This window comes from Curtobacterium sp. MCLR17_055, from assembly GCF_003234305.1.
Lineage (GTDB): Bacteria > Actinomycetota > Actinomycetes > Actinomycetales > Microbacteriaceae > Curtobacterium > Curtobacterium flaccumfaciens.
Genome location: NZ_QKSX01000001.1, coordinates 51,685 through 66,475 on the forward strand (window position 1 = coordinate 51,685; position 14,791 = coordinate 66,475).

Consider the following 14,791-nt stretch of genomic DNA (forward strand, 5'->3'; position numbering starts at 1 on the left):
AATAGGAACCGAAGATGCGCCACACATCATCGACACCAGCCGAGCCGCACCGCCGCCGGCACCTGAACGCCTCAGCACACCGGGTCTGGCCAACCGCCGACGGATCAGCGTCTACCGACCTGTCGCTCCCCAACGAACCACGCATCGCGATCGCAGGCGACTGGGAATCGCTCAAGGACCCTGTCGACGCGACTCTCCGCCACCTCCGACGAACGGCACCCGATGTGCAAACGATCCTGCATCTCGGTGATCTCCGCTACGCCGCCCCCATCCTGCACAACGGCAAGCAACAGAGCCCGGGAGGCGGCTTCATCGAATGGCTGGACGCGCAGCTCGCGGCCAACGGAATCCGCAGGCTCCTTGTCACTCCGGGCAATCACGAATGGTGGCAGCAGCTGCACGAAGAGTTCTCCCGGCAGCCAGCTCGCCCCTACCGCATCGCCTCCCGAATCTGGATCGCGCCGCGTGGATTCCGCTTCGAACTGCACGGAATCCGATTCCTGTCCTTCGGCGGCGCAGCCTCCCTTGACCGAGGTCCCGCCCACCGAACCTGGGACCGGCACGAACTCGCAGAACCCGCCGACGTCGACCGGGTCGCCGCCGCTGGCGAAACTGACGTACTGCTGCTGCACGAAGCACCAAACAACGACCTGTCTCAGATCACGGCGATCACCGCACGAGCGAGCAGATGGCCGCCGAAGCGACTGCACGCGAGTGCCCAATCCCGGGCGCTCGTCACTGACCTGCAGCAGCGGGTCCACCCCCGGTACACCTTCCACGGCCACATGCACGTGCGCGATACCCATCAGCACGCGGACGGAACCACAACAGCCAGCCTCGCGGTAGTCGGTACGCCCGGCAATATCGGCATCCTCGCACTCCACCCGCTTCGTTTCACCTGGCTCGACGCCGTCCCAAACGCCAAACCAGACCCAGCCGCCAAGGCCTCGTGCGAACACGCACCCAACCCATCTGAGGCTGATCGGCAGCGAGAGAGCGGGCATGGGGAGTGACCGCTCACATCGAGCAGACACGAATACGACGTCAACCTCGACCATCGCACCCTCCATCACTCAGCCGCCGTTGAACCCCGGCAGCTGAAGGCGTCGGCGAGCACGATGACCAACCACACGCAGGGTCACTGCCCGCAGGTCGACTGCACCGTTCCACCATCCGACCAACCACAACCGCCCCACAACCACACTCCACGAAGGAAAACTCATCATGACTCAGCACACAGGCATCCAGCGAGCAGCCCGCCTTCTCCAGCGAAGCGGCGACCCCGCGTACGCCAAGTACACCGTGGCACTTCGGGTCGCCACAGCGAAGGCGGCCGCCGAGCCCGAATGGGCAGACCAGCTCGTTCAGCAGCATCTCGCCGAACGTGATGAGGAGCGCGACGCAGGCCGCGATCCGGGACGATTCGGCACCCCGATGAGGCACTCCTGACCCGCCCCACCAGACACCAATCGACGGCCGCCGCGCTCCGAGCGGCCCAGAACCCAGAACTGGGAGAACCACCCATGACTCGAACGCCCGAGCTGATCGATCGCATCGATCATCTGCTTCGCCAGTACGACATGAACTCTGACGCGTTCTATCGCGCCGTCCTCTACGCGTTGCACCGCAGCGGGCCGCCGGACAGGCCCCCAATCCCGCCGACCCTCGAACCGGACGATCCTGACGTGCAGGATGCGGTAGAGCAAATCGCAGCAGGAGCCTTCCAGACGTACGCTGCCGAGAACACCGCGGTCGCCGTCGCCGAATCGGACTCCGCCGCAACTTCTGCTCGGCTCCTCCGGATCGAACTCGAAGTCCTGCTGGCCATGGCCAGCGAAGGCCGCGTCCTCACGGTCGACATCGCCGGGAGCATCAGAATTCCGCGTTGGCAGTACACCGACACGCTGCCCACGAGTCTTCTCCCCGGGCTCCCCGCGATCCTCGCCGCCGCACGCGACGCCGGTGTGACAGCGCAAACCATGGCGGGCTTCATGAGCCTGTCCCAACCCGCTCTTCACGCCGAAGCAGCTCTGACCCCGCGCCTCTGGCTGATGGCAGGACACCCCGCTGCCGCCGTCGTCCACTTGATTGAAGGCTGGGCTCACCGATGAACCCCACAAATAATGCAACCCGCCACATCACCATCGAACTGTCCACCCGGACCGCTAACCTCCTCACCGCGAGTAGCGTCCACGAGGGCATGAACGTGGAGGACTACGTTGTGGCTGCTGCCGTGACCGCTGCCGGCAGGCTCATCGATGAGGATCTTGCCGCCAAGCGCACTACCACCCCCTGGCAGTTCGTCGACGAGCGCTGGTTGCGCCGCCATGCTCGCCGACTCCACCGGTACCTCCGCCGTCACCGTCACCGTCAATACATCATGACCCTCCACGGCGAACCAGTTGGCTACCTACTCCACCCCGCCGCCAGCGACGGGGGAGTCCTTAACGTGCCTCGTCCCGCCGGGAAGCGGCACCGATGACCCTCACCGGCCTGAACCGCAGGACCCAAGCGACGTTCCCAGTCGACGTGGCAACGGACGCGTCCTACGTCTTCGTTCGAAGCTTCGGGCTCGAGCCGCGCAACCCGGGCCCGGGGATCGACATCCTCATAACGCTGGGGTACGCCGTCGGTGCCGACGGGACCCCCGCGGGCATTTCGCTGCTCGCCGTGATCGGCGCGACCGTCACCGACCCGGTGACGCGTAGCGACCTGCGCCCGCGCGTCTACGACGAATGGGGTCCCGTTACTTGGGCGGCGCGTCCTGCATCGATTCGAATCGCTGCCCCGTTGTCTGCGCCGTACTGGGGCGCGCCCACCGCGGCTGACGTCGACCTTCGCGTCACCGTGTGGCGCGCCCAGACATCGGCATCGTCATGATGCGGGCGGCGGCTACGCGCGACAGCGGGCGGTGACCGGTCCATGATGCGCCCCGGTCGCCGCCTTATAGCGCGTCAGTGGGCTGCTGCGTACGCGTCTCGCACGGCGCGGCCGATACGGCCCCGAGAATGCACCTCGGAGCCGTTCTTCGCCGTCCAGCTGCGGATCTTCGCGAGTTTGGTCGGGTCAGTTTGAGACGACGGGGAGCCGGACGGTCGGCGAGAGGTGTTCCCGATTTTCCGCGCGGCCGCGATGTAATCGGAGAACTACTCCCGGATTACATCAGGCATCGGCGTCCGGATGCGCGTGACTACCTCAGACGTCGAACCTCGCCTCCGCTTCCCAGCGCTGGAGGATGTCAGCCTTGAACGGCCAGGTTCCTTTCAGCTGTACCGTTCGGCCCGCGGCGATCTTCTCGGTCATCTCGCGAAGTCGGTCGGCGCCACGAGCCGGCCACCCATGCGCCAGTGACCAGGCGTACACATCGGCCGCCGACAATGGGTAGCCGCCCTTGTGCAGGGTGCGAAGAACAGCGACTGCGTCGCGGCGATCGTACGGGCCCACCAGGTTGCTGGCATGGTTGACCATCGATGTCAAATGAGTGAGCGCAACAGCGACCACTGGATCAAGGTTCGGTGCGGTCACGGCGAGCTGCGCGTCGCCGAGGAGTTGCGGTTTCGCGGCGCCCGCCCATGCCGTGATGGCGTCGGTACCAAAGGGAACGACGCACAGCGCTCGCACTCGCCGATCGTCCGCGATCTTCGCGAGGTGATCCCGGTCTGGCCAGGCCGCGAGGACGGGGCCGCCGCTCCAACCGGCGATGGTGCCGCGCCATCCAGTGGTCACGACTCCATTCTCCGCGGCAAGGCGCCCGATGAGGCCGTTCGAATCCGTAATGTTCTGCTTCGTTGGACCGTAGATGAGCACCTGACCGCCGACGGTTCGCGCCTGCTCAAGTACCCACTTCACTGCGTGTCGTTGCGCATCTTCGGGACGCTTCGAGCCGTCAACTGTGACAGCTGCCGGGTAATCACGATCGTGCTCAAACATGCGCCCTCCCTCTCATTGTCCGGGATGGCTCCCGTGGTCGGCATTGCCATAGTAGTCGGGTGTTTGTTGAGGTACGCTCCCTAACAGGCATCCCAAATTATCTATCGGCACTTATGTAATGTCGACAAGAGCACTGTCGCGGGCTAAACGCTCGATCACGCGGGGCGGGTGAGGTCGGGCCTGTCAGAACCTTCCGAACTGCCGGAGGTGCGGTCGTGCTTCCGTTCCGCCCGCTCGGCTCGCTCCTCGGCTTCTTCTAGCCGCTTTTGTAACGCATCGGTGTAATCCCGGAGATTCTTTACCTGCTGCCGCAGGCTGGCTGGACTCTCCTCAGAGGCGCTCCCGAAGGAGCGGTCGTGGGTGACCGCCCACCTCGTGACGAGAACCTGGACTGCGCCGACCGAAAGTAGGAGAAAGGCTAGTCCCCAGCCTGCCAGATGCCAATTTTGCGTCGCACCAAAAAGGTAGACGACCGCGAACGCAAGGCCGATCGCACAGACGTCAGCGATGGAACGAGCAGGGAGGGTTGCGGCGAGAGTAATCGCTAGCGCAACGAACGCGGCCGAAAAAGCGTACGCGCCTCCGGCTGCGTCAGCCGCGCCTCTTGCTTCCCAAAACGCCCCAAGGGCGATGGTGACTGCTGCTAGGAAAAAGGCCAGCACGAGGAAGATGCCAGAGACGCCCAAACGCCCTCGGCTCGAATCTGCGCGGCCATCGATCGTGTCGTCTCGCATGTCGCGGTCAGCTGATCTCGTCACCGGCGGACGCAATCGGTCTGACCCAACTGGCCCAACCACCCTCGATGGAGAACCATGCTGTCCCGACTACGCGTAGTCCCCGAGCCGCGACCAGGCTGTCAACGGCAGCACGGTCGTCGGCCCGACTGACAGACAGAAACTGATCGAGTTGCCGATTCCAAGCCGGTGCGCCGTCATATCGTAGTTCCCAGACACCTGCGAAGTCATTGCGGATGAGGACGACCCTGTCGTTCTCATCTTCAGCCTCACGCCGGTCTTTCTCGTCCAAGATGGCATTCGCCATCGCACGATCAACTTCATCCCTGTCCCATGACACGGACTCAGCTTAGGCGAACCGGGCTGCGGGCACGGCCTCCCGATCGATCCGGTCGCGTTCAAGTTCGACGACGCAGCCCGTCCTCCTTCTCAGCGCACCGACTGGCGAGTCGGCGCGGGCCGGAGCGATCCCTCTTCCGACCGCCACTTTCACATGGTGTCGCCGAGATCGAACGCCAACTGATTGGGGTCGTCAACTGCCTTCCGACGGCTCGATGGCTGCTTCGCTGGGAAGCACGGGCCAGGCAGGTAGGTAACGGCGGGACCTCGTTGGGCTCCCGCCTGTTTGACGAGAAGCTCCCGGTCAACCAGATCCGTAATCAATCGAGAGGTAGATCGAGTGTCCAAATCAAGCATGACCTTGATCATCCTCGCGTTCACCGTCCCGGCTTCGCGAAGCAGCTCAATAACCTTCCGATCGAGCTGATCGGTGGTGCGTCGCCGGTAGGTAACTGCAGCCCCCAACGCACTGAGCGCCCCTTCTCGCAGACGATACCGGGGATGCGCGCGCCGGACGCTCTCACGCGTCGGTTCCAGGAGCATCACCGGGTCTCCCTCGAGTCGATCTAGCACCCCCTGCGCTTCTTCAGGAGAACTCTTCTGGAACAGCAGGGCGGCGGTGTCGGCGTTGATGGTGCGATTTGTCAGCAGATGCAAGAGCACGAGCATCGTGTCCGCATCCCCGGCTTCTTCCGGGGGCAGCGTCGCTACGAAACGGGTGATAGCGGTATTCGGAGCACCGCCAGCGAGAGAGACACGGACCGTATCGCCCTCCAGTAAGAATGTGGGCGGCTGATGACCAACACGGACCATTTCCGCGTACATCTTGTCCACGCCGGTACCAGCAGCTTCGGCCAGGTTCAACGTTCGTAGTGCCTGCGCGAGTTGCGTATTCCGAGTTCGCGAGGACGTCGTGAGCAAATTGTCGGGCCGGACCCCGCTCACGAACGCGCCCGGTGAGGTAACTGCCAGCTGAGTCTGCGTGTGTTCGATCGTGACGCGCCCGTTTTGTCGATACTCCCGATGCATCACTGCGTTTGCGACAGCCTCCCGGACGGCGGCTTCGGGCAAGTCGGAAACATGCACCTGCTGTCCCTTACCGATCGACACGGCTGTGCTGTCGAGGCGACTCTCAATCAACTCGAACGTGCGGGCAACTGCTGTGAGAAGCGGCGCGGTCAGCTGTTCGTTGGCTACGAGCGCACCGGCGGGTGTTTTTCGATGGATGTATGCGATCTCCTCGCCTCGGTTCAGCTGGCCAGTGAAGAGGAGCGCGCCCGCGTTCGTGAGCGTCTGGCTACTGGTCACCACGCCGAGCCCCCGGAGGATGTCTGCATCGGAAGCGCGCGCGAGCCGGCGAAGGGCGTCCTTCGAGTGCCGCTCGAGCATTGACCGTGCGGTGGCGATTGCGAGCGCGTCCGCTTCAAGCACCGAGATTGCAGAGTCGCCAGCCGACCAGTCCTCCCCTCGACGCTCGGCGACAACCGAAGCGATCCGTTCCGCGGTCATCGGCACGCAGTTTGAGCCCACCCGCTCGGTCGGGAGGTGCTTCTTCATGGAGTGGACTGCAACGCCACGTTTCACCTCGATCGCGAGGACCTGCACCCCTTCGTAGTCGACGTTCTCGGCATCCAGGACGAGTCGTGGCTCGGTGATCTCCCAAATGCGGTGGCGCGTCTTGTCGGCGTCCAAGCGCGTTCCAAGGAACGCATCCGCGCCGGACACCTTGTCGTCCACGCCGACGATGAGAAGACCTCCGTCGGCGTTGGCGAAGCATGCGGCGGCGACCGCCAGGTTCTCCAGGTCTGCCTCCAGGGAACGACCATCGGTCTTGAACTCGAGGGCCTGTCCCTCGATGGCGTCCGCGACCGCACCCTCCCGGATCCGGTCAAGAGCCGTCCGCACATCGACGGCGATCGTATTCGCCAAGTTTTACCCAACCCTTCACTGTGTAGGGTTTGGTAAAACTAGTGGAAAACGCTCGCGGCCGCAACGATGCCCGTGAGACGGCGTCGCGTTTGCAGGAGAGGGGGCAGGTATCAGCGACTACCTGAAGTTCAAGCACGCGGTCGGCCAGTACGACCGTGGGCGACTGCTCGTGCACGTTGCTCGGGCATCGGCGCGGTATGAGGCGAAGCGCGTTCGCGGGGAGCAGCCCGATGGATGGCTGCCGTGGACCTTGAGTGCTGTCGCGAAGGAATCGGTACTCGGCCCGAACCGATCGCGCTTGGCCCCGGTCCAAGAGACTGTCGAGGCGCTTGCCCGGATGTACTGGGACATCATCGACACCGACAACGAAACGTCTTTGGACTCACTGCTGACCCCGATCATGCACGAGCAGCTTCCGTACGCGGAATCGATGTTCGAGGAGCTTGCGCGCTCGCTTGCGCTTTTCGACATCGCAGTACCGGGCCTCGATCCCGTGCCCTGGGACGAAGTGCTCGGACTGCCGCTGGAACGAGCCCTCATGTCGCTGTTCATCATCAACGTCGGCGTATTGCAGGACGACGGGCGCTTCAACGCGTCGCTGGTCGACGAACCGCAGTTCCGTGCGGCGCTCAGCCCTCAGGCGCGGGCGGATGTGCAAGCCACCATCCGCCACCTCTCCGGTACCCCCTCGCAGCATCAGGCTGCCTTCCGCAGTGCGCAGGAGCGTCATCCCATCGCAGGACGGCTGTCGTACAACCCGCTCACCACGCGACCGCTTGTGGACCTCGGGCCTCGAGGAACGTTGGCGCCCAGCGCACCATTGGTTCCACAGGCGCTGTCAACTCGGTCGCTCTACTACCTCGGTATGCGGCGATGGGAGAATCAGTTTGCGATCGACCTCGGACGTCGAGTGGAGGCGCTCACCGGCGCTCTCCTCCAACAGGTGCCGAATGCGCAGGCGTTCCCCGATACGGTGTGGCATCCGGACGGGGGCAAGCGGACCGCGGACTGGACGCTCGTCACTCCCACCGCCGTTGTCGTCATCGAGTGCAAATCCGCGCGTCCCAGCATTGGCGCCCTGGCTGGTGAGGCGATGACGGTGGCCAGCCAGCACATCGTCAAGGCGCGGAAACAACTCGACCTCACGGCACAGCTCATCCGTGACCGCAACCCGGCCGTCGCGCACATCCCGACTGACCGACCGATCGTCGGGCTGGTCGTGACGGCGGAACAGTTCTATCTCGCGAACTCTCAGCTGCCCTCGTACGGTACAAGCGGGCAGACACCGTCGATGGTCGTTTCGCTGCGCGGCCTGGAGCTTTTGACACGGCTCCCGGCGAGCGAGATCGGGAGTCGCCTATTGGGGATACTCGAAGACGAGCGGGCGACTTGGATGCTTGAGCGTGCGCTCGGTGACATCTCACAGTTCGAGCGCAACCCTGTCCTCACAGCGGCCTGGGATCGGTTCACAGACGTCCGGAACATCGCTTCCGACGCGGTGCTTTACGAACGCTCTTTAGATCCCCGCTTCCGGCTGAGCTGAAGCACCTGCTCAGCTACCGCTGCGGGAGGGGCGCTGCGTAGGCGCTGTGAGCAGCCACGCTTTGTTTCGTCGATTTCGCTGCAGTCGGTGTCGGGGTCAGGCGGTGCCGATGACGAGGGTGCCGCGGGCTGCTTCGGCGACGTCGTTGGCGACGACCTCGATCGGAGCGGGATACTTTTTGCCGATCACAAGATCCGCCCAGCCGGAGTGCGGCCACCTCGACCACGACGTGCACCGGCGACACCATCGCGCGAGCGCTGCCTCAGAGCTTCCGACACTGGTGGGCCTTCGGCGCTAAGACACAGAACCGGAGCAAGACACCAGTCAGGTCACGGCTCCTCGCTTCTCGCCCGGTTATCTCGGTTGCCGGACAGCACGGTTGCGGTGTTTGGCGGTTGGGAGACTGAGTAGATCCGTCCGTGATTCGAACAATTGCTGCAGTGCAGCGATGGAGATGGCGACTGCGTCGGAGGCCATCTGTCGGAGGGTCCAATCGTCCAATTCACTGTCGCCGTGCACCACGCGGCTCCGAGCGTTGTAGATATCCCGGAGGTGCTGTTTGTTGGCCTCCTGATCCTGGCCCGGTCGGTGCAGCAGGTGATCGAGTGCCTCCGTGACACCCTTCGTCGTGCCGGGCGTGATGCCGAACAAGCTCTCCCATACGATGACCGCGTCAACGAGGATGTCCTCAGCGCGCTTACGCTCGTTGATTGCCTGCAGCAACCGTCGGACGGCAACGCCAACGTGAGGGCGGTGATCATGTACGGCGACCGCCCACCGGCGCCAGGAATCGACCTCTGCTCTTGTCAGTCGAGCGGGCAACAGGCCCACGGCGTTTACCGGATCGCCCCAGTTGACAATGCGGCCGTAGCTGAAGGGCTCCACGGCTGCGCGCCATGTGGGGTAGATCGACGATTGAGGATTCCCGGTGCTCAGCAGCAGTGCGAGACGGAGTGTCTCGGCGGCCTCTTCGATCGCGGTAGTCGTCTGAAGCAGCGGCGGGATCCAGGGCTGGTCTGCGGGACGGTGGGTGATCGACGCTGTGTAGGGCGCCGACGTCTCAAGGACGAGGTCGCCGCTATAGGCGATGGCGGTTGTATAGCCGTCCTCGTCGGTGGTGCTTGTGCCGCCTGATATCCGAGCGATGTCGGCGAAGTAGCGATCGCGTTCGTCGACGCGTCGGAGGGTGCCCCAGCCGAGATCGATTCTCTCGACATCGCGAGGGAGCAGCACGCCGGTGAAGCCGATTCGTACTGGAATCTGAACAGCGCCGTCGAGCGCCTCGCGTGCGCGCTCGAGCTGGAGTTCGACTTCGGCGGCGAGATCATCAGGAGTCGGGACCGGCGACTGCAGCTGCGCTCCGATCCAGGCCGCTGTCACCAGTTGGTCGACAAATAGGGACGGTTGGAACGTGAACCCCTGCCCCACGCTGCGGTACAACAAGTCCTGTTCGTTGCCTGCCTCGCGCCCGATCGTGAAGAGAGGCCCGAGTGCCTCGTCCTCCATGGCCGCCGCTTGGAATCGCTCAAAGAGAGGATGTGTCCTCAGCGACACCATCGACATACCGAATCCGTCGGACCTGAAGCTGTCGTGGAGCAGCAAGCTCGGGTACGCGTCGACAGCGATCCGTGTCAGGAGGGTTGCGAGGGACAGACCCGTCACATCGAAGCCGTGGGCGGCGCCTCCGGCGAGTATTCGCCAGACTGTGCCGAGCCCGCGGTCGTCAATGTTTGCGCCATCGATGAGTACTTGTGACCAGGTGGCCTGCGGGTGGCTCCCGGATGACTCGATGCGGACAGCTCGAGTGAGGTTGAGCTGCTCGAGGACCGCGAGCTGCGATGGACCTAGCGTATCCAGTTCGATTTGACTGTCCCATGCGACGACGGCGCTCAAGTCTGCGCCGAGCAGGTACGCAAGGGTGCGGGGGCCGAGGTCTTCGCGCAAGAGGGTAAATCGATCCGGGGTCACCAGCAAACGCTAATTCACTATCGTGTGGGACTGCTGCAGGTTCGGTTGACCTCCTGAGAGGTAGGAGCATTGGCTCCTGCTGGAAGGACGTGCGCCATGGTGAAGGCGTATCCGGAAGAGTTCCGCCGAGATGTGATCGCGGTCGCCCGAAAGGGCGAGACGTCGGTGCGGCAAGTCGCGAAGGACTTCGGCGTGTCCGAGTCTTGCCTGGCCCGCTGGTTGCGGCTCGCTGACCGCGACGACGGCATCAATGTTGCAGCGGCGCCGTCGGCGAAAGCGGTCGAGCAAGCCGACCTGCGGGAAGCGCAGAAACGTATCCGGCTGCTCGATTAGGATAACGAGATCCTCCGTCGGGCGGCGGCGCACTTCGCCCAGTCCCAGCTCATGCACTGGTGGTCCGGCCCGGGTCAGGCCCCGTTTCTTCGCGTGCAGTGACCAGAGCCGCTGCTGCGAGCACGGTCGCCAAACGTGCCGCTCCGAGACGAGCAGGCCGGCTGCACGGAGGTCATCGGCGATGAACCGGCACACAAACGTCGGGTCGTCGCGGTGCACGTCGGCGGCGGCGACCGGGCGCGTCTGCGGTCGACGTTAGGCTGCCCGCATCCGATCAGGTGCTCTGCACCTTCCCGGCTGAAGGGCAACGATGACGCAGGCAACAGATCTTCTCGCGCAGCGCGGCGTCAATCTGCTTGCGCAAGAGGTCATGAAGCGCGGATGGATCTTCCGAGAGACAAGCGCAATCGACCAAGGCATCGACGGGCAGATCGAGATCGGCACCGACGGCATCGGCGAAGGGCAGCTCATCGCCGTTCAAGTGAAGACGGGTAAGGCCTACTTCAGCGAACGAACCGCTAGCGGATGGCGGTATCGGCCCTCACAACGTCACGCCACCTATTGGACGCAGGGAACCCTGCCGGTGATCCTGGTGCTCGTTGACCTCGATCGGGATGAAGCATTCTGGCAAGAAGTCACTCCCGCCGCGTTGCGCCCCACCGGGAAGGGCTTCGCGATCGACGTCCCCGAGACACACTCCTTTCGACACGAGGCAACCTGGAAGCGTCTCCAGGAACTCGCGCGCTGGAGCGCCGAGTACAGAACCTTCACCGACGACCTCACGAAGCTCCCGCCGGTGGCCGCTCACCGTCTCCGCGACGCGGAGCAATACGATCGGCGCAGTGCAGAACGACTCACCAGGCTGCTGTCCACAACCGACAACCCGGCAGCGATCTGCCGGTCCCTCGCCGATCAGCCGCCACACTGGCTCACCGCTCACGCCGCCCCACTGTGGGCAGCGATCGCCGGCTACGCAGAAGAGCACGGCCTGTGGGACGACGCTCGTCGCGCGCTCGAACGGATCGGGACGGGCAGCGATCAGGGAGCCGCGGACCGCGCCAATATTCGGCTGGCAACCATCGAGATGGACAACAGTCCGAAGGAAGTAGTCCGTATCCTCGACCGTCTCAGCGCCGCCGCCGATGGGGTGTGGGCTCGGATTCTCCGCCTGTGGGCTGAGGATCCTGAACACGGGGAACGAGCCTTCGACGCCGTTGATCTCACCACTCCCGAGGCGCTGGAGAACATCCACATTCTCGCGATGCGCGCAGAGTTCGCCTACCGCGGTGGCAACGTCAACGACGCAGTGCGATACGCGAACGACGCGCTCCGCCGAGCACCGTTCAGCAGCCCCACGATGCGGATGCTGGCACAATTCCTCCTTGCCCGCTCCCGAACAGTGCACGCCGAACGCTCCGACGTGGCGCAGGCGATCGACGCGTTGCAGGCAGCGGTCGATCAACGGCGGTCGTGGCGTGGCAGCACCGCCGGCTACCTCGACCTCCTCGCGCGCCTGTACGGGCTGAACGGACGCAACGACGCGGTTCTCCGTCTGTGCTGCCTTCCCCCGGTCGGACAAGCGCACCCTGAAGAAGCCAGCCGGCCAGAGGTCGCGCAGATGGCGATGGCGGCGGCGACCAACTTGGGCCGGCGTGATCTTCGGCCAGCGATCGTCGGCGCAGTCGACGATCGTGACGCCGCTCGACGTATCGAGGTCACGTTCGAACCTGCCCCACACGGAAGTGATCAGTACGTGGCGTACTGGGTGGAACAGCTCGAAGCTGCTGTCCGCGGCGGTGAAATCGCTCAGGCGTTCGACATTGTTCAAGAGCTGGCCTGGGCCGGACAAAATCACACTCTCGCGCTGCAACCATTCGTCGAGGCCGGCCAGATAGAAGCCACCCTCGTCGAGATCGTGGGCGCTGACGCCGACGCGGTAGCAGGGAAGCCCGGCGGTCGAGCGCACCTTCGAAGACTCGCCCGTGAGCGACTGGAAGCAGCCTCCAACCTCGTGATCCTCTACCAGCGCGAAGGCAAGCTGGCTGAGCTGTGTTCGGTGGCACGAGCCGCGGCGGTGCAGTTCGACACAGTCGAGCTGGTCGACCTCGAAGTGAAAGCGCTCCTCCACCTCGGCCGTATCGATGACGCCGCGACCGTGGCTTCGGGCGCGTTGCAGACCGGACGCGTCGTTCCCGAGGTACGTCCGACGTTGCACCGCGCGCTCGCCCAACGCGCCGCCACCAAGGGACAGTGGGGCGCCGCCGAAGCTCACTATCTCGATTCGCGAGCTGAACAGCCGGTCCTCGCGGTAGAGGACGCATGGAATCTCGTCCTCGTCCGGCTGCGCCTCTACCGATACGACCGAGCAGCCCAACTCATCGATGAAGAACACCTTGAGCCCGCCACGGACTACCAGGCTGAACTCTGGCTGTCCGCACGTATGGCATCCGAGTGGCAACCCGCAGACGCGCGCACCGCAATCCGCGCCGCCGAAGCGCACTCCGACCAGCAGATCGCTGGGACGCTCACATCCAATGTGGTCACTCGCGTCGACCTCAGCGACGCAGGTTGGGACGAAGTCGAACCTGGCACAGCTTCCTCGTGGCGAGACCGTTTCATAGCGCTGGTCACGCAGCATGCAACGTCAACTGAAGGAGCACCGCTTCGACCGGTCCCGAACCTGTCTGAAGAACTTGCTGCGGCCACGGAGCAAGCGCAGCAAGATCAGGAACGTCGGCGCCTTGTGCAACGGACGCTCCGACGCGGAGCCCCCATCGGGATCGTCGCCGACGCCGAACGCGAGCCCTACAGCGCCTACTACGACCGAACACCACTACCGGGGTACCCGGTCGGTGCCGGCGACGACGACACCCACCAAACCGAAGTCACAGTTGCCCGAGATGCGCTCGACGAAGCCGTCGTCGTCGACGCCTCGGCGCTGATCATCGGCCACCGACTTGAGCGGTGGGCAGAACTGCGCAGCTTGTTCTCATCGGCGCTCGTAACCCCGTCCGTAGTCCACGATCTGTTCGCTTCCGCCAACAACCGCCGGCTCGACGCTCATAATGACGGCGTCCTTGCGTACGACCACCGAACTGGCGGGATGGTTCGGATCGACAATACGGAGGCGCAGCGGGTCAAATGCCGTTCTGATGCGAGTCTCTACGCCGGAATGGTGCACGCGCTCGACGTTGACTCCCAAGAACTCACCGCGACCCTCAAGCTCCCCACCGACGACCCTGCCCCCTGGTCGGATGCGCTGCTGCTCGCTGCTCAGCGCAACGCACCGCTATGGTCCGATGACGCGGGCCAACGGGCCATAGCGCGCCAACTCGGCATCGCCGCATTCGGTACTGACGCCGTCCTCAAAGCCGCAGCCGAAGCGCAACACCTCCCAACCACGACCGATCACCACCAACTTGACCGCGACAACCGCCTCGCTCTGATCAGCCTCGGTGCCACCGGCATCACCCTCAGCAGGGAGGAGTTCAACGAGCTTGGCGAGGCCGAAGCCTGGTCCGGTACGACTGCGGCGCCATCGATATCTCGCCCAGCATGGTGGCTCGCCACGAAGAAACCATTCCAGTGGCTTCAACACGCTCTCACCGGCGCAGCTGCTCACCACGAACCCGAAGCGCTCGCACGGTGGGAGTTGTGCGCCAGCGAAGGACTCGCGACCGTCACCATCGCGGGAAACACCTCACCCATCGTCCACATCGCTGTGGTCCTTGTCATGAGTTGGGCGGCGAACCCGGACCCGCAGCGGCTGGAGGGAATGCTGCAACGTGCTCGAGCGGTGGCGTGGATCTACGGAGGTGGTGACCCCGCGAAGAAAGTTCTGACCGCCGCAACACTCCTTCGGGGCGCGTCGCTATCCACGGACTACCTTCCGCACGCCACGACTCTCTTCAGCGCCATCACCGCCGCGGAACTCTGACATCGTCAGCGCTTCAAGAACTCCGCTCTGTTGCTTGCCGGGGATCTGGCGGAGCGCCGACGCTGTTCATTTGCTTGT

Annotated in this window: 14 protein-coding genes; 8 read left to right on the plus strand and 6 right to left on the minus strand. The window is 64.3% G+C overall.

Annotated elements, in window-relative coordinates; translation table 11 throughout:
- The first annotated feature begins 14 nt into the window (after positions 1 to 14).
- From DEJ09_RS00270 to DEJ09_RS00280, 5 genes are all read left to right on the plus strand, one after another.
- A complete protein-coding gene (locus DEJ09_RS00270) occupies positions 15 to 1,013 on the plus strand; it encodes a metallophosphoesterase (protein ID WP_111087274.1) in 999 nt (332 codons plus the stop codon).
- Between the two features lie 211 nt (positions 1,014 to 1,224).
- Positions 1,225 to 1,449, plus strand: coding sequence for a hypothetical protein (locus tag DEJ09_RS17865; protein WP_146245631.1), 225 nt, complete (start codon positions 1,225 to 1,227; stop codon positions 1,447 to 1,449).
- Positions 1,450 to 1,523: 74 nt separating this feature from the next.
- Positions 1,524 to 2,111 carry a hypothetical protein gene (locus tag DEJ09_RS00275; RefSeq protein ID WP_111087275.1) on the plus strand — a complete coding sequence of 196 codons (588 nt, stop codon included), beginning with the start codon at positions 1,524 to 1,526 and terminating at the stop codon, positions 2,109 to 2,111.
- The gene (locus DEJ09_RS17870) at positions 2,108 to 2,482 is read left to right on the plus strand and encodes a hypothetical protein (protein ID WP_146245632.1); all 375 of its coding nucleotides are present in this window, start codon (positions 2,108 to 2,110) and stop codon (positions 2,480 to 2,482) included. Before DEJ09_RS00275 ends, DEJ09_RS17870 begins: the two co-directional genes overlap by 4 nt.
- Positions 2,479 to 2,880, plus strand: coding sequence for a hypothetical protein (locus DEJ09_RS00280; RefSeq protein WP_111087276.1), 402 nt, complete (start codon positions 2,479 to 2,481; stop codon positions 2,878 to 2,880). Before DEJ09_RS17870 ends, DEJ09_RS00280 begins: the two co-directional genes overlap by 4 nt.
- Positions 2,881 to 2,954: 74 nt before the next feature.
- Here DEJ09_RS00280 and DEJ09_RS18495 read toward each other — a convergent pair whose 3' ends face one another.
- The 5 genes from DEJ09_RS18495 to DEJ09_RS00295 form a co-directional block, all read right to left on the minus strand.
- Positions 2,955 to 3,134, minus strand: coding sequence for a histone-like nucleoid-structuring protein Lsr2 (locus tag DEJ09_RS18495; protein WP_111087447.1), 180 nt, complete (start codon positions 3,132 to 3,134; stop codon positions 2,955 to 2,957).
- A gap of 61 nt (positions 3,135 to 3,195) precedes the next feature.
- A complete protein-coding gene (locus DEJ09_RS00290) occupies positions 3,196 to 3,930 on the minus strand; it encodes a hypothetical protein (RefSeq protein WP_146245633.1) in 735 nt (244 codons plus the stop codon).
- 155 nt (positions 3,931 to 4,085) lie between these two features.
- Positions 4,086 to 4,664: a hypothetical protein gene (locus DEJ09_RS17875; RefSeq protein WP_146245634.1), complete on the minus strand. Its 579-nt coding sequence runs from the start codon at positions 4,662 to 4,664 to the stop codon at positions 4,086 to 4,088.
- Between the two features lie 7 nt (positions 4,665 to 4,671).
- On the minus strand, positions 4,672 to 5,004 hold the full coding sequence (locus DEJ09_RS17880) for a hypothetical protein (protein WP_146245635.1): 333 nt from the start codon (positions 5,002 to 5,004) through the stop codon (positions 4,672 to 4,674).
- 149 nt (positions 5,005 to 5,153) lie between these two features.
- On the minus strand, positions 5,154 to 6,932 hold the full coding sequence (locus DEJ09_RS00295; RefSeq protein ID WP_111087278.1) for an ATP-binding protein: 1,779 nt from the start codon (positions 6,930 to 6,932) through the stop codon (positions 5,154 to 5,156).
- 337 nt (positions 6,933 to 7,269) lie between these two features.
- Between DEJ09_RS00295 and DEJ09_RS00300 the strand changes: the two genes are divergently transcribed.
- Positions 7,270 to 8,475: a hypothetical protein gene (locus DEJ09_RS00300; protein ID WP_146245636.1), complete on the plus strand. Its 1,206-nt coding sequence runs from the start codon at positions 7,270 to 7,272 to the stop codon at positions 8,473 to 8,475.
- Positions 8,476 to 8,829: 354 nt separating this feature from the next.
- On the opposite strand, the gene DEJ09_RS00305 is transcribed toward DEJ09_RS00300, so the two are convergent.
- Positions 8,830 to 10,443 (minus strand): HEPN domain-containing protein, encoded by a 1,614-nt coding sequence (locus DEJ09_RS00305; protein ID WP_111087280.1) that lies wholly within the window; start codon positions 10,441 to 10,443, stop codon positions 8,830 to 8,832.
- 96 nt (positions 10,444 to 10,539) lie between these two features.
- Here DEJ09_RS00305 and DEJ09_RS00310 point away from each other — a divergent pair, with 96 nt between their 5' ends.
- Together DEJ09_RS00310 and DEJ09_RS00315 are read left to right on the plus strand one after the other, a co-directional pair.
- Complete coding sequence (locus tag DEJ09_RS00310) at positions 10,540 to 10,776, plus strand: transposase (protein WP_111087281.1); 237 nt, start codon at positions 10,540 to 10,542, stop codon at positions 10,774 to 10,776.
- A 310-nt stretch (positions 10,777 to 11,086) separates the two neighbouring features.
- Positions 11,087 to 14,713 carry a DUF4365 domain-containing protein gene (locus DEJ09_RS00315; protein ID WP_111087282.1) on the plus strand — a complete coding sequence of 1,209 codons (3,627 nt, stop codon included), beginning with the start codon at positions 11,087 to 11,089 and terminating at the stop codon, positions 14,711 to 14,713.
- Positions 14,714 to 14,791: the final 78 nt, after the last annotated feature.

What these genes read in the sequence shown, in the direction of transcription:
- DEJ09_RS00275 (WP_111087275.1), top strand. Translation starts at nt 1,524, where the DNA reads ATGACTCGAACGCCCGAGCTGATCGATCGCATCGATCATCTGCTTCGC.
- DEJ09_RS17865 (WP_146245631.1), top strand. Translation starts at nt 1,225, where the DNA reads ATGACTCAGCACACAGGCATCCAGCGAGCAGCCCGCCTTCTCCAGCGA.
- DEJ09_RS00310 (WP_111087281.1), top strand. Translation starts at nt 10,540, where the DNA reads ATGGTGAAGGCGTATCCGGAAGAGTTCCGCCGAGATGTGATCGCGGTC.
- DEJ09_RS00290 (WP_146245633.1), bottom strand. Translation starts at nt 3,930, where the DNA reads ATGTTTGAGCACGATCGTGATTACCCGGCAGCTGTCACAGTTGACGGC.
- DEJ09_RS00300 (WP_146245636.1), top strand. Translation starts at nt 7,270, where the DNA reads ATGTACTGGGACATCATCGACACCGACAACGAAACGTCTTTGGACTCA.
- DEJ09_RS00280 (WP_111087276.1), top strand. Translation starts at nt 2,479, where the DNA reads ATGACCCTCACCGGCCTGAACCGCAGGACCCAAGCGACGTTCCCAGTC.
- DEJ09_RS17875 (WP_146245634.1), bottom strand. Translation starts at nt 4,664, where the DNA reads ATGCGAGACGACACGATCGATGGCCGCGCAGATTCGAGCCGAGGGCGT.
- DEJ09_RS17870 (WP_146245632.1), top strand. Translation starts at nt 2,108, where the DNA reads ATGAACCCCACAAATAATGCAACCCGCCACATCACCATCGAACTGTCC.
- DEJ09_RS00270 (WP_111087274.1), top strand. Translation starts at nt 15, where the DNA reads ATGCGCCACACATCATCGACACCAGCCGAGCCGCACCGCCGCCGGCAC.
- DEJ09_RS00315 (WP_111087282.1), top strand. Translation starts at nt 11,087, where the DNA reads ATGACGCAGGCAACAGATCTTCTCGCGCAGCGCGGCGTCAATCTGCTT.